Here is a 14206-nt window from a genome sequence, read left to right as displayed (position 1 = left end):
ATGCCGCGCCGTAATGATCTCCACAAAATTCTGCTGATTGGCTCTGGTCCAATTGTGATTGGGCAAGCCTGCGAGTTTGACTACTCCGGCACTCAAGCGTGTAAAGCGCTGCGAGATGAAGGCTATGAAGTGGTGTTGGTCAACTCCAACCCCGCCACAATCATGACTGACCCAGATACGGCAGACCGCACCTACATTGAGCCATTAACCCCAGAAATTGTGGAGAAGATTATTGAAAAAGAGCGTCCTGATGCACTATTGCCCACGATGGGCGGACAAACGGCGCTCAACTTGGCAGTGGCATTGGCAAAGAGCGGCGCGTTAGAAAAATATAACGTGGAACTGATCGGGGCAAAACTACCCGCGATCGAAATGGCGGAAGATCGCAAGCTATTTAAAGAAGCAATGGCGCGAATTGAGGTGCCCGTTTGTCCGTCGGGTTTAGCAACCACGCTAGAAGAATCGCGTGAAATTGGTCGCCAAATTGGCAGCTATCCGCTGATTATTCGTCCAGCTTTTACCATGGGTGGTACGGGTGGCGGCATTGCGTATAACCAGGAAGAATTTGAGGAGATTGCCACATCGGGGATTGATGCCAGTCCGGTATCTCAAATTTTGATTGAGAAATCTTTACTTGGCTGGAAAGAGTATGAGCTAGAGGTGATGCGGGATTTGGCAGATAACGTGGTGATTATTTGCTCGATCGAAAACTTAGATCCAATGGGGGTTCACACGGGCGATTCGATTACAGTTGCGCCTGCCCAAACCTTGACTGACAAGGAATATCAGCGGTTGCGCGATGCCTCGATCAAAATCATTCGGGAGATTGGCGTAGAAACAGGCGGTTCCAATATTCAGTTTGCGGTCAATCCCGATACGGGCGATTTTATCGTGATTGAGATGAATCCGCGTGTGTCTCGCAGTTCGGCGCTGGCATCGAAGGCAACGGGGTTCCCGATCGCCAAAATTGCCGCAAAACTAGCGGTGGGCTACTCCTTAGATGAAATTCCCAATGACATCACCAAGAAAACGCCTGCTAGCTTTGAACCCTCGATCGATTATGTCGTCACCAAAATTCCTCGCTTTGCCTTTGAAAAATTTCCCGATGCCACACCGACTTTAACCACACAGATGAAATCCGTGGGTGAAGCGATGGCGATCGGGCGTACGTTTCAAGAGTCGTTTCAAAAGGCACTGCGATCGCTGGAGACGGGTCGTGCGGGGTGGGGCTGCGACAAGCCAGAAAAAGTGCCTAGTTTGGAACACATTCGAGCCGGACTCAGAACGCCTCATCCAGACCGAATCTTTACGGTGCGCCACGCCTTTTTGATGGGCATGACCGGGGAAGAAATCTATGAGCTAAGCGCGATCGATCCCTGGTTTTTGGATAAGCTACAGGCGCTATTAGAAACCGAGAAATTTCTCAAGCGGACTGCGCTCAAAAGTTTAACCAAAGAGCAACTGTTGGATGTGAAACGGCAAGGTTTTAGCGATCGCCAAATTGCCTTTGCCACCAAAACTACCGAAGACGAAGTACGCGCTTATCGTAAGAGCCTGAGCGTGATTCCCGTTTATAAAACTGTGGATACCTGCGCGGCTGAGTTTGAAGCCTTGACTCCTTACTATTACTCTACTTATGAAGAGGAGAACGAAATTCTACCCTCTACGAAACGTAAAGTGATTATCCTAGGCGGCGGTCCAAACCGGATTGGTCAAGGCATTGAGTTTGACTATTGCTGCTGTCATGCCTCTTTTTCGCTGCAAGAAGATGGCTTTGAAACCATTATGGTCAACTCCAATCCTGAAACTGTTTCCACCGATTATGACACCAGCGATCGCCTTTACTTTGAGCCGCTGACTAAAGAAGATGTGCTGAACATCATTGAAGCCGAAAATCCCGAAGGCATCATCATTCAGTTTGGCGGACAAACTCCGCTGAAATTGGCGCTGCCGCTGCAAAAATATTTGGAATCTATCGGAGCGGATCACGATGCATCCCTCCCTGAAACCAAAATTTGGGGAACTTCGCCCGACTCGATCGATGTGGCAGAAGACCGGGAGCGTTTTGAAAAAATTCTGCGCCAGCTTGAGATTCGCCAACCAGATAATGGGCTTGCCCGCAGCACTGAAGAAGCGCTGGCTGTGGCTCGTCGAATTAATTATCCCGTCGTGGTGCGCCCTAGCTATGTGTTAGGCGGTCGTGCGATGGAGATCGTCTACTCTGATGCCGAACTGAAACACTATATGACTTATGCAGTGCAGGTGGAGCCGGATCACCCGATTTTGATTGACCAATACCTAGAAAACGCGATCGAGGTTGATGTGGACGCGATCGCCGATGCCACCGGAAATGTCGTGATTGGCGGCATCATGGAACACATTGAGCAAGCCGGGATTCACTCTGGCGACTCTGCCTGTTCTTTGCCCTCTGTTTCTCTTAGCCCTGCGGTACTGGAGCAAATTCGCACTTGGACGATCGCCCTAGCAAAAGCGCTGAAGGTGATTGGGCTAATGAATATTCAGTTTGCTTGCCAAGGCGAAACGGTTTTCATCCTAGAAGCAAATCCGCGCGCATCGCGAACCGTGCCTTTTGTCTCGAAAGCGATTGGGGTGCCCTTAGCAAAAATGGCTGCCCGAATTATGTCTGGCAAAACACTCGCAGAACTCAACTACACCCAAGAAGTGATTCCGAGCCACATTTCAGTCAAGGAAGCGGTGTTGCCCTTTGAAAAATTCTCTGGCACCGACCCCATTTTAGGACCAGAAATGCGCTCAACGGGGGAAGTGATGGGCATTGATGCAGATTTTGGCACCGCTTACGCCAAAGCAGAACTGGCTGCCGGTCAGCGACTCCCATTGAAGGGCACGGTATTTGTATCGATGAGCGATCGCGACAAAAATGCAGTAGTGCCAATTGTCAAAGATCTAATCAGTTTAGGATTTCATATCGTCGCTACCGAAGGCACTCGACGGGTACTCATGGAGCATGGATTAGCCGTTGACCTCGTGTTTAAGCTACATGAAGGACGACCTAACATTGTGGATTGGATTAAAAACGGGCAAATTCAATTGATCATGAATATTCCCACTGGCGAAGAGGCTAGAGCCGATGGTCGCACCATTCGTCGCACTGCGCTTACTTATAAAATTCCGATTGTTACGACGATGGCAGGAGCGAAAGCAACCACGGCTGCAATTCAATCGTTACAATCTCAACCCCTCTCAGTTAAAGCGTTGCAAGAATATCTTCGCAAAGATTGACGATCGCGCTAGGATAAGTATCCACTTCTAAGTCGGTTTTCTCATTTTGCACATCTCTCTCAGGAGTCCCACCGAGATCTATTCAAAGGATGAGGTAAAACTGCTGATAGTCATAGACTATTGAAGCAACTCTAAACTGACTCAAGTAGCAGCAAATCAGAGTAACTGCTAACGGGAAGCATAAACCTACCTGAGAGAAGATTGATTTTTATGAAGGCTTGGTTGCGATCGCCGAATGTAATATAAACACCCCGAAATACATGGCTGCAAGTTGGCATATTTTGTTGCCCAGGATGCATTTATAAGAGAGGATTGCGGGTAATCTTTCTACATAGCTGCTGCACTTTGTTTTCTTAGATTTTTATTTAAATTAAAAACTATCTCTCATTTGGTAGAAGAATGTTGCTCAGAAAAGATACAATAGTTAATATACTCAATTACAAAACTGCTTAAATTTTATGGAAACTTTATCTACTCTCGCTTTCAACTCTGCTTTGGAATTGACTGTAACTGCTTTAATCCTAATCTCTTTGCGTATGTTGGCAAATCGACAGTCCGCCCCGATCGCGATTCCTATTCCCATTCGATCTAACCAAAAATAGATGTCATATAAAGAGATGTCTTATGGCGATTTGCTTTGCCAAACCACCTGTTGTTGAGCGGGGTGCCATTTGGCACCTGTTCTTCCTAGTGGGTCTTGTCGCTCCCATGATTCAGTTCCTATCTACTCTTCTCATCCGTTTCAGGTAGCGTTATGAAAACCGCTCAGACATCATCTGACTTAGTCCGCACTTACTTACGAGAAATCGGTCGTGTTCCTCTGTTAACTCATGAACAGGAAGTTGTGTTGGGTAAGCAAGTACAACGTTTAGTCGCATTGCACGGCATTAAAGAAGCCTTAGCCATTCGTTTGGAATGCGAACCTACTGTGGTGGAGTGGGCGCAGGAAGCGAACTTACCTGAAGCAGAGCTTAAACAGGCGATCGCGGAGGGTGAAGCTGCCAAACGTAAAATGGTAGAAGCCAATCTTCGGCTCGTGGTTTCGGTTGCCAAAAAATACACGAAGCGGAATGTGGACTTACTGGATCTGATTCAGGAAGGCACAATTGGGATGCAGCGTGGGGTTGAAAAGTTTGATCCGACCAAAGGCTATCGGTTCTCAACCTATGCCTATTGGTGGATTCGGCAGGCAATTACCCGCGCGATCGCTGAAAAAGGGCGCACCATTCGCTTACCAATTCACATCACCGAAAAACTCAACAAGATCAAAAAAGCTCAGCGTCAGTTATCTCAGCAGTTAGGCAGAGCAGCGACCGCCACTGAACTCGCCACTGAGTTAGAGCTAACTCCGAAGCAAGTCCGTGATTATTTGGAGCAAGCCCGTGTCCCTTTATCGCTAGATTTGAGAGTGGGCGACAACCAAGATACCGAACTAGGTGAGTTGCTGGAAGATACAGGCGCATCCCCTGAAGAATTTACGCTTCAGGCTTCTTTACGAATGGATTTGGAGCGCTTAATGTCGGATTTGACTCCCCAACAGCGTCAAGTGCTAACAATGCGCTTTGGTCTAGAAGATGGTCAGGCATTGACTCTGGCGAAAATTGGTGACTATCTCAACATTAGCCGTGAGCGAGTTCGTCAGATTGAACGGGAAGCCTTAAGTAAGCTACGCAAGCGCAAAGCCACAATTGGAGAGTACTTAGCCAGCTAACACTTAAATTCAGTTCGTTTAAGCAAAACCTAATTTATAGAAAAGGGATGACTGGTGTCATCCTTTTTTTCATTCCCAAAGTCTACGTCTTGCTGCACCATTGAGTTTTTCGTGAGTCTCTTGCAATAAGGCGGGAATATTCAGAGCTTCTGGACAGCGGGGAAGGCAGTCACCACAGGTTGTACAGCGATTTCCTTTATTGCCAGGAAACCAATGTCCGGCGTTTTCAAACATGCGATAGCGATATTCTCCATATCGAGTCATGTCGTAGGCGGTGGCTAAATTTCGCAGTCGCAATACTTCCGGAATATGAATTCCTTCCGGGCAAGGCAAGCACTCATAGCACTGACTACAGCGATCGCTCCCCAATACCATTTCTTGTTGTCTGTGCAATCGCTCCAGTATTTCTAACTCCATCACTGATAGCTCTCCATCCTGATCCGCCAGCGCTAAGGGCAGATCCAGTTCTGCCGGGTTCGCCGCCCCAACGCTGAGGGTTGTGATTCGCGGATCGCTGAGCAAAAAGCGATAATTTAGCGCCAAAGGTGACATAGGTTGACACAGAGCTTCCAGCATTGGAGATGGCGTGTAGAGTAAGCCGCCTTTATCAGCAGGAGAAATGATAAAAACGCCCATATCTTTTTGTTGGGCGAGGTCAAGCGCGGCATGATTGCGCTGAAAAAAGAGCGTGTAGTGCAGGTTAATGAACTTGAACTGATCCGTGGCGATCGCCTGCAAAATCAATTCTAAAAACCCATGGGTTGAAAAGCCAATGTGCTTCACCCGTCCATCATCCAACGCTTTTCGGACTGCTTTCATACAGCCATTAGAGGCAGTGACCCAAGCCAAATGTTCCTCCGTGTTTAAGCCGTGAATTGCCAGAGCATCCAGGTAATCCACGCCCAAGCGCTCTAGAGACTGGTCAATTGTGCGCTCCATATCATCAGCACTTGCAGTCGGCGGAATTTTGCTAGTCAGGTAAAGCTGAGTGCGAGGTATGGATAAGCTAGATCGCAACGCTGCCCCCAAGTATTGTTCGCTTGCTCCATAGCCCGTGGCGGTTTCCAGATGATTGATGCCCAGCGCGATCGCTCGCTGCACGGTTTGGATTGCCGCTGATTCTGACGCTAAGCGCATCGTTCCCAACGAAAAAACGGATAAGGGCAAATCGGTTTTGCCAAATCGGCGATAGCGCATGGCTTTACTGGTGGTTTATATAAGGGTGCTGAACTATTCTGAGGAATTTGGATTTAGGCATGAACCTTGGAACACCCTTTAGAATAGATAAATCGCAAATTAACGTGTTGTAAACTTCTATGTCAATTTCGGGAATTCTGTTTGCTTTGCCAGCGATCGCAGTTCTGGCGCTTCTGATCATTGTTCATGAACTGGGGCACTTTATGGCAGCCCGTCTCCAGGGAATTTACGCGAACAAGTTTTCCATTGGGTTTGGTCCTGTTTTGTGGAAGTATCAAGGACCTGAAACCGAATATGCCCTGCGCGCGTTTCCCCTGGGTGGATTTGTTGGCTTTCCAGAAGAAGACCCGGAAGAAAACACGATTGATCCAAAAGATCCCAATTTGCTGAAGAACCGTCCTATTTTGGATCGGGCGATCGTCATGAGTGCTGGCGTGATTGCTAACCTCATATTTGCGTATTTCGTTTTGGTGTTGCAGATGGCAACCGTAGGCGCACCTCAAGCTGAGAAACCAGGGGTTTTGGTGTCGCGCATTGTGGCAGAAGTGACCGCAGCCAGTCCTAACGTCGCTGATTTGGGCATCAAAGTTGGAGATACGGTCTTTTTCGATCAGAAGTTTGATTACACCTATAATGCGTCAGCGAATACTGCCAATTTAGTCGTCAAGCCTTCTGAGCAAACGGTGCAACTCCCGGTTCAACATAAAAGTGAGGGCAGTAAGCCAGAATTAGCCAAGATAGCCTTACCTCAAGATGCCGCCGTCTCGATTGAGTTAAAGCCTACAGCAGCGATGCGCTATGGTCTGAAGCCAGGGGACGTGATTGTCTCAGCCAATGGGCGCACCTTTGGTCAAGCGGTAGACGAACAAGGAATGCTGCGAAAAATTATTGAAGTCAATCCAGGTAAGCCGATTGATTTATCCGTGCAGCGTGGCGACCAACTGTTAACGGTAGCCGTCACTCCAGAGGCGATCGCGTCGGGTGAGGGTCGAATTGGGGCTGGACTGGATGCCAACGGGACTCTAGCACGAAAGCGGGTGGGCGGCTTGACCGTGTTTAGTGCCGCTGCCAATGAATTCCAAAAAATTGTTTACGACACAATCGCAGGCTTTGGCATGTTGGTCAGCCGCTTTAATACGGTGGCAAGTCAGGTCGCAGGACCCGTGGCGATCGTGGCAGCAGGCTCTCGCATTACCCAATCTGACGCAGCCAATCTGTTTTACTTTGCCGCTTTAATTAGCGTGAACTTGGCGATCATCAACATTTTGCCACTACCTGCTTTGGATGGCGGACACTTGGCGTTTCTCTTGTTAGAAGGGTTGCGCGGTAAGCCTGTTCCCAGCAAAATTCAAGATGGCGTAATGCAAACTGGATTAATGTTGCTCTTGGGCTTAGGTATTTTCTTGATCATTCGCGATACCGCAAACCTAATTCCTCAGTAACCATTAAAGAGTGAACATTAAGGCTCGGAAACTTTCAACTAAGCAACGGGCGCTGGAGATTTTACGACGGATCAAAGCACTCTATCCCGATGCAACCTGTTCGTTAGATTATGAAACGCCCGTTCAGTTGTTGATTGCAACAATTTTGTCTGCTCAATGCACCGATGAACGGGTGAATAAGGTGACTCCCGAACTCTTTCGGCGCTATCCCGATGCTGCCGCGATCGCTGCTGCTGAATTGGACGACATCATCACTTTGGTCAAGTCCACGGGCTTTTTTCGGAATAAAGCGAAAAATATTCAAGGTGCTTGTCGCTTGATCATGACTGAGTTTGGCGGTGAAGTGCCCCAGACAATGGCAGAATTGCTGCGGCTGCCAGGAGTTGCCCGAAAAACCGCCAATGTGGTGCTAGCAAATGCTTTTGGTATCCATATGGGCGTGACGGTGGATACTCACGTCAAACGTTTAAGCTATCGGCTGGGTTTGACAAAACATCTTGATCCGGTTCGCGTCGAGCAAGATCTGATCAAGCTGTTGCCGCGCCCCGATTGGGAAAACTGGTCAATTCGGCTGATCTATCATGGTCGCGCGGTTTGTAATGCCCGTAAACCTGCCTGCGATCTCTGCCTGCTTGCCGATCTGTGTCCGTCTGCCTTCAATCCCGCTGCCCACAGTCCCGCAAAGAAATTGAGCAAAACGAGCATTCAAGATACCGCAGCTTCCAAAAAACCTTCTGAAAAACTTCTCAAATCAGTAGCGTTAGAAGGTGATAGTCAGGTAACATGAAAGACTGTGTTATTCGGAAAAGTGTTGGGATGATCCATGGCTAAGAAAAGCATGATTGAGCGCGAGAAAAAGCGCACGAGACTAATCGCAAAATACGCCGCCAAGAGAGCAGAGCTAAAAGAGCAATTTGCAGCGGCACCCAATCAGCAAGCAAAGTTGATTATCCACCGTCAAATCCAGCAGCTTCCCCGCAATAGCGCTCCCACCCGTCACCGCAATCGCTGCTGGGCAACCGGTCGTCCCAGAGGGTACTACAGCGACTTTGGCTTGTCTCGTCATGTGTTCCGAGAAATGGCACACCAAGGGCTGCTTCCTGGTGTGGTTAAATCCAGTTGGTAGTTTAGACTTTTCAATAATTTGCAATGATGGCGTTAGAGATAACTTGTGAATCTCTAACGCTTTTTGCTAGCTAATTACAAAGGACTGTGCAGTAATTAGAAGCTTTTGTGCGATCGCCCCTACACATAGGATATTCAGGAAGTTTCGGGCTAATGCGTAGGAAATATACGGAAACTTTCCTGATAATTCTTCTACTGAGGGTAATATACGGAAACAATCCAATGATTTAATAGTTAGGCTGAAATTCGTTCTGGATACAGCTAGGATACATAGAGTAAGTTTTGAGGGATCGCAAAATGCAAAGTCAGAATGTAGATCTGATCCGAACCCTCTTCCTAAGTCGCCTAGAGACTCTTGAGCATCTCTTGAAGTCGGCTCAGGCTTATTTTGGTGATGAGTCGTTCCTTCAAAAGCGTATTGCTGCTGATATGTTTCCCTTCGGTACACAGATTGCTTTCACTTGCAATCAACCACGCAACTTTGCTCTCTGGTGTGATGATCAACCTGCGAATAATCTAGATCCAGATGTTATATCTCTCGTACAGACATACGGGCATATAGCAGATACTAGGGAACTGCTTTTGGGTATTAACGTTGAAGGTACAAAGCTAGTTGAGGTGACGCGCATTGACTTGGGACAGAGCCTCTACGTCGAGTTGTCTGGTAATGCCTATGTAAATGAATTTCTAATTCCAAACTTTTACTTCCATATGGTCACGGCTTATGACATTCTTCGTATGGCTGGTGTACCAATTGGAAAACGAGATTATATGATGCACTTGGTGCCATTGATAAGAAAGGAATGAAGCCTAACAACCCGGTTGGAGCGGACTGTTGAGAGATCTTGGTGGTATTGAAAAGGTTACTTACAGCCGCTGATTGGGAACGTTAGGCTGCTCTCGCGAGGGGGCGCAAAGTGTCGGAGTTACTTCGTTCCCCTAGCTGAGTTTGAGAGATCCGTGTTTTGTCGCTAGGCGTTGAAGTTGTTGCTTCCATTTCGTCAGAGTTTAAGCGATCGATTTGGGTGCGCGGATAGCGGTAGGTCGATCGCGAAGTCGCAGCCTAAGGTGTTGCTGAATGCAAGCATGATTTGCCCTCATCCCCAACCCTTCTCCCAGCGGGAGAAGGGAGCTAGAAGTCTTGTTCCCTCTCCCGCTGGAGAGGGCTAGGGTGAGGGCGAATTTTGATATTCATACCTCGATTCAGCAACGCCCAGCCTAACAACCCGGTTGGAGCGGATTGATAGAGTTGGTCGGTGTGGTAGCAGAGGTTATTGACAACCGCTCATCTTCACCGTTATACGTAACCGATACGCCAATTGAGTCCCTTGAGATTGTCTGGTTGCGATCTCACTTTTGAAAGGGCAGTATGCAGTAGGGAGTGTGGAGGTTAAAATTTTGCGGTCATGAATATTCAACGTAGAGTATTTAAGATGATCTACTATAGCAATCCTTAATGATTCATGAATTTTGGGATCCCCTTTCAATCCTGGAATGCTTATCGGTCAACGGTTTCGGTCGTTAGATTTTTTACAAATGATTTAGGACTGCTATATAAGTCTGATCACAAGTTCGCAACACCAAAGAGCGAGAATAGGAGTTTCAAATATGGCTTTAGATCAACTCGAGGCATTTTTAAAGAAAATGCAGTCTGAACCTGCACTTAAAAATGAGGTGCTTGCTTCATCAACAGCAGATGAAGTTGCACAAATAGCACTAAAGCTTGGTTTTGAATTTTCAGGGGATGAATTATTGAGAATGTCAGGTAAGAAAGTTGGCAGGGTTACTGTTAAAAGAAAGGATCTTCCTGGAGAGTACTGGGGGAATTGAGCGATCGCAACGGGCGTACTTACGAGTCTTTAGGGTTGCGCCCAGAGCAAATTATGGTTCTGCATTTTGAGCCAGCACCACCCAATGCAAAGGCTGAAATGGTTACAGCGTCAGCGTGAATTATTAGACAAAGTATTCTTGAGATTAAGCGATCGCTCTTTCTGTTATGGTACAGAGGTTATCTGCTAGGCTGCTTCATAAGCTTGTAATGAAGGCTGCTAGAGTCATGAGTTGAAACATGAGCGAACAGTATTTAGCAGATTTTAGTTTGTGGATTAACCAAACAGCCCAACTGCTGCGGGAGAGTCGTTGGCATGAGATTGATGTACCGCATTTGATTGAAGAGGTTGAGGATTTGGGCAAGAGTGAACGACGAGGGATTGCCAGTCAGCTAACTCGTCTTTTACTGCATTTGCTCAAGTGGCAATATCAACCTCAGCGCCGCTCAGATAGTTGGCTGGATTCCATCACCGATGCGCGTACTCAGATTGAATTAGCTATTGAGGATAGTCCTAGCCTGAAATATTACCCCGCCGAGCAGCTTGAAGAGAGTTATCAACGATCGCGTCGTCAAGCGGCTAAGCAAACCAGTATGGAAATTTTGATGTTTCCAGAGGTATGTCCATATCCTCTAGAGCTAGTATTGGCGGAAGATTGGTTGCCGGAGAGCTAGCAACCCACTGTAGCGAAAGGACAAAAGCTCCTAGCAAAAACTCGCTCTTAGCGATCGCTCCCCAAAAAATCTGTTCAAGGATTAATCCAAGAAAGCGACTGGGAGAGATTTTGGCTACCTTCCCAGTCGCTTCTTTAGTAAAAGTTCAGCGTTTATCTTTAACGGGTTTTGAGGTTGGGTTGATAATACACGCCAGAGCCTTCATCCGGGACAAACTGACACTCTTTTTGGGAGCGGAAAAAGCTTTTCCAGATTGGCTGATCGGATTTGCGGTAATAATCGCCTAGGATAGGTTTGATGGCTTCCGTTGCTGTTTTCAAGTGGTAGTGGGGCATGTTTAAGAAGATATGGTGCGCCACATGGGTGCCAATGTCGTGGTGAATGGAGTTAATGAACCCATAATCGCGATCGATGGTGGAAAGGGCACCTTTAAGGAAATGCCAGTCGTCACCACGATACCAAGGAATATCGGATTCGGTGTGGTGCAGGAAGGTGACCAGATCTAGCCACATGACAAACACGACATAGGGCATCACGTAGTACTGAATTAAAACTAGCCAGCCAAACGTGTAGGTGAGCCAGCCTAAAAAAAACACCATGCCTAGGATGGCTGCGGTGCTGGTTAACACATCCCATTTTTCTGAGGGACGAAATAGGGAACTGCCGGGTAAAAAGTGGGAGCCGCCTTCCCGATCGGGCGATCGCCGAAACAGGTAGATCGGATAAGCGATTAGCGGCAAGTTAAACCGAAACAGCTTTTCGTACCAGGTCATCTGCTCATAGGTCGATTGTGAAGTGGGATACCAGCTTTCGTCAGTATCAATGTTGCCTGTGTTGGCGTGGTGGGTGCGGTGACTAATGCGCCAGCCGTGATAGGGCACCAAAATTGGTGTGTGGGCAAGGTGTCCAATGAAGCTATTGAGCCATTTGATTTTAGAAAAAGATCCATGTCCGCAATCGTGCCCAACGACGAACAGCGCCCAAAATAGGGTGCCTTGCATGAGCCAAAAGAACGGAAAGAAAAACCAGGAATCGAGATGATAGGCGATCGCGTATAGTCCTGCAATCATGCCAATATCCAGAAAAAAGTAAGCGAGGGATTTGCTAATAGACGGTTCAAAACAGTAAGCCGGAATCGCAACTTTTAAGTCTTGAAGCGTAAATGGCAAATCGGGAGTGCGAGAAGTAGAGACTTTAGAAGGCGCTGGAGCAAGAACAGAATTTGATTGCACGTAGTTTCCAATATGTCTGAATGGGTAGCCTATGCCGAGTCACTAGTGATTAGCAGCACAAAATGTAGGCGGAGTCATCTTACCTTCTTTATGATGCCAAATGTTACGGGATCGTTACTGAAATCTTCAAGCTATTCTTTCGGTAACAATTTGCCAATGGTGCGATTTTGGGCGGTGAAGGTGGTTTTGGCAACCCGTTGAATATCGATCGCGCTAATGGCAGCAATCCGATCCGGTTCCTTAAACAAGTTCCGCCAGCTATCTGTTTTCACGTCATATTCCAATAGCGCTTGCGCCATACCCATGTTTGAGTTGAGCGATCGCAGCAATCCGGCTCGTGCCTGAGTTTTGACGCGCTCCAGTTCCTCAGCAGAAACCAGTTCAGTTTTCAGGCGATCGATTTCACTGCGAAGGGATGCTGCCACCTCATCCACCGTGTGTCCCGGAGCCGTCAGCGCATAGAACAGCATCAGGCTAGGAAATTTGTTGCCCGGAAATCCTGTAAACCCTTGGGCAGTCAAGGCAATTTGCTGCTGTTCGACTAGGGTTTTATACAGGCGGGAAGTCCGCCCACTGCTAAGAATGCTGCCAATCATGTCATAAATCACATAGTCTGGATCGCGGAATGCAGGCGCATGATAGCCTTCCAGATACCAAGGCTGAGACTTGAGGTTGATAGTGACTTCACGAGTCGCAGTTTGAGGTGGCTCTACTACAGTGACTTGAGGCGGCTTGGGCTGAGCTTTATAGCGCCCAAAATAGGTGGTTGCCAATCGCTTCACTTCGGCTGGATTGACATCACCGACGATCGCGATCGTCAAATTATTGGGCACATAATATTGGTCAAAAAACTGGGTGACATCTTGCCGAGTTAAGCCACGAATATCTTTGTTATAGCCAATCACCGGGCGCTGGTAAGGATGCTTTTTGAACGCTGTTCCTAAAAAAGCTTCGACCATTTGCCCAATCGGAGAATTGTCGGTACGAAGGCGGCGCTCTTCTAGAATGACGTTTTGTTCTTTGTAAAATTCACGAAAGACCGGATCTAAAAACCGCTCTGATTCTAAAGACATCCACAGTTCCAGCTTGTTAGATGGAAAACTAAATAAGTAGCGAGTAGCATCGGTGGACGTGTTTGCATTTAGCCCAACACCGCCTGCCTGCTCGACAATCCGCCCCATTTCGTTTTGCTTCACCAGTTTGACTGCTTCCGCTTCAACTTTGGCAAATTCTGCTTTGAGGGTTTGGGCTGTTTGCGTCTCACTTTTGGCAGTCGCCGTCTGGATTTGCTCTGAAAGTTGATCGAGTTTGTCTAATAAAGGTTTTTCGGCGATCGCGTCTGTGGTGCCGATTCGACTTGTGCCTTTGAAAGCGAGATGTTCTAGAAAATGGGCAACACCAGTTTTACCATCGGGTTCATCTGCGCCGCCCACATCAGCATAGGTGACGAAAGAAACAACGGGGGCTTGATGTCGTTCTAGCACCAAAAATTTCATGCCATTTGCCAAGCGAAACTCGGTTACTTTTTGAATCACGCGATCGAGATAAGGCTGAATCGAAGCAGCCGTAGAATTTGCAGCCGGAGTTTCGGTCAGCGCGATCGCCGGTTTGGGTGCGATTCCCCAATTCAAAAAGCCCACTAATAATAGGATGCAGCAATGACGCACTAGCCGAAGGTGGGACGAGGCAAGGGAAGCCCAACGCGATCGCAACAATAAACTCATAGTTACACTCA

12 protein-coding genes are annotated in these 14206 nt (G+C 47.6%); 9 read left to right on the top strand and 3 right to left on the bottom strand.

All coding sequences use genetic code 11. The features are described from left to right. Together carB and AB3R30_RS15665 are read left to right on the top strand one after the other, a co-directional pair. Window positions 1-3261 (top strand): carbamoyl-phosphate synthase large subunit, encoded by a 3261-nt coding sequence (carB, locus tag AB3R30_RS15670; protein ID WP_458650139.1) that lies wholly within the window; start codon window positions 1-3, stop codon window positions 3259-3261. Window positions 3262-4015: 754 nt separating this feature from the next. Beyond that, on the top strand, window positions 4016-4972 hold the full coding sequence (locus AB3R30_RS15665) for an RNA polymerase sigma factor, RpoD/SigA family (RefSeq protein ID WP_458650138.1): 957 nt from the start codon (window positions 4016-4018) through the stop codon (window positions 4970-4972). 69 nt (window positions 4973-5041) lie between these two features. On the opposite strand, the gene AB3R30_RS15660 is transcribed toward AB3R30_RS15665, so the two are convergent. Then, window positions 5042-6169, bottom strand: a complete 1128-nt coding sequence (locus tag AB3R30_RS15660; RefSeq protein WP_458650137.1) for an aldo/keto reductase — start codon at window positions 6167-6169, stop codon at window positions 5042-5044. 119 nt (window positions 6170-6288) lie between these two features. Here AB3R30_RS15660 and rseP point away from each other — a divergent pair, with 119 nt between their 5' ends. The 7 genes from rseP (at window position 6289) to AB3R30_RS15625 (ending at window position 11239) form a co-directional block, all read left to right on the top strand. Further along, window positions 6289-7611, top strand: a complete 1323-nt coding sequence (gene rseP / locus AB3R30_RS15655; RefSeq protein WP_458650136.1) for an RIP metalloprotease RseP — start codon at window positions 6289-6291, stop codon at window positions 7609-7611. A 10-nt stretch (window positions 7612-7621) separates the two neighbouring features. Continuing rightward, on the top strand, window positions 7622-8398 hold the full coding sequence (gene nth, locus AB3R30_RS15650; protein WP_458650135.1) for an endonuclease III: 777 nt from the start codon (window positions 7622-7624) through the stop codon (window positions 8396-8398). A gap of 36 nt (window positions 8399-8434) precedes the next feature. Then, window positions 8435-8737 carry a 30S ribosomal protein S14 gene (gene rpsN / locus AB3R30_RS15645; RefSeq protein ID WP_458650134.1) on the top strand — a complete coding sequence of 101 codons (303 nt, stop codon included), beginning with the start codon at window positions 8435-8437 and terminating at the stop codon, window positions 8735-8737. 296 nt (window positions 8738-9033) lie between these two features. Continuing rightward, window positions 9034-9543: a DUF1993 domain-containing protein gene (locus AB3R30_RS15640; protein WP_458650133.1), complete on the top strand. Its 510-nt coding sequence runs from the start codon at window positions 9034-9036 to the stop codon at window positions 9541-9543. Window positions 9544-10344: 801 nt separating this feature from the next. Next, window positions 10345-10566 (top strand): Nif11-like leader peptide family natural product precursor, encoded by a 222-nt coding sequence (locus tag AB3R30_RS15635; protein WP_171575679.1) that lies wholly within the window; start codon window positions 10345-10347, stop codon window positions 10564-10566. After that, on the top strand, window positions 10563-10685 hold the full coding sequence (locus tag AB3R30_RS15630; protein ID WP_458650132.1) for a hypothetical protein: 123 nt from the start codon (window positions 10563-10565) through the stop codon (window positions 10683-10685). Before AB3R30_RS15635 ends, AB3R30_RS15630 begins: the two co-directional genes overlap by 4 nt. A gap of 119 nt (window positions 10686-10804) precedes the next feature. Beyond that, window positions 10805-11239, top strand: coding sequence for a DUF29 domain-containing protein (locus AB3R30_RS15625; RefSeq protein WP_458650131.1), 435 nt, complete (start codon window positions 10805-10807; stop codon window positions 11237-11239). Window positions 11240-11397: 158 nt separating this feature from the next. On the opposite strand, the gene AB3R30_RS15620 is transcribed toward AB3R30_RS15625, so the two are convergent. Together AB3R30_RS15620 and AB3R30_RS15615 are read right to left on the bottom strand one after the other, a co-directional pair. Beyond that, window positions 11398-12471 carry a fatty acid desaturase gene (locus AB3R30_RS15620; RefSeq protein WP_458650130.1) on the bottom strand — a complete coding sequence of 358 codons (1074 nt, stop codon included), beginning with the start codon at window positions 12469-12471 and terminating at the stop codon, window positions 11398-11400. 131 nt (window positions 12472-12602) lie between these two features. After that, window positions 12603-14195, bottom strand: a complete 1593-nt coding sequence (locus AB3R30_RS15615) for a M16 family metallopeptidase (RefSeq protein WP_458650129.1) — start codon at window positions 14193-14195, stop codon at window positions 12603-12605. Window positions 14196-14206: the final 11 nt, after the last annotated feature.

This window comes from Sivoneniella epilithica UHCC 1019 (assembly GCF_040830845.1).
Taxonomy (GTDB): Bacteria; Cyanobacteriota; Cyanobacteriia; order Leptolyngbyales; family Leptolyngbyaceae; genus ULC077BIN1.
This window is presented reverse-complemented; position numbering and strand designations above follow the sequence as displayed.

Excerpts from the sequence above, each read along its gene's own strand:
- AB3R30_RS15615 (WP_458650129.1), bottom strand. The coding sequence starts at position 14,195 with ATGAGTTTATTGTTGCGATCGCGTTGGGCTTCCCTTGCCTCGTCCCAC.
- AB3R30_RS15660 (WP_458650137.1), bottom strand. The coding sequence starts at position 6,169 with ATGCGCTATCGCCGATTTGGCAAAACCGATTTGCCCTTATCCGTTTTT.
- AB3R30_RS15640 (WP_458650133.1), top strand. The coding sequence starts at position 9,034 with ATGCAAAGTCAGAATGTAGATCTGATCCGAACCCTCTTCCTAAGTCGC.
- AB3R30_RS15625 (WP_458650131.1), top strand. The coding sequence starts at position 10,805 with ATGAGCGAACAGTATTTAGCAGATTTTAGTTTGTGGATTAACCAAACA.
- rseP (WP_458650136.1), top strand. The coding sequence starts at position 6,289 with ATGTCAATTTCGGGAATTCTGTTTGCTTTGCCAGCGATCGCAGTTCTG.
- rpsN (WP_458650134.1), top strand. The coding sequence starts at position 8,435 with ATGGCTAAGAAAAGCATGATTGAGCGCGAGAAAAAGCGCACGAGACTA.
- AB3R30_RS15635 (WP_171575679.1), top strand. The coding sequence starts at position 10,345 with ATGGCTTTAGATCAACTCGAGGCATTTTTAAAGAAAATGCAGTCTGAA.
- AB3R30_RS15665 (WP_458650138.1), top strand. The coding sequence starts at position 4,016 with ATGAAAACCGCTCAGACATCATCTGACTTAGTCCGCACTTACTTACGA.
- carB (WP_458650139.1), top strand. The coding sequence starts at position 1 with ATGCCGCGCCGTAATGATCTCCACAAAATTCTGCTGATTGGCTCTGGT.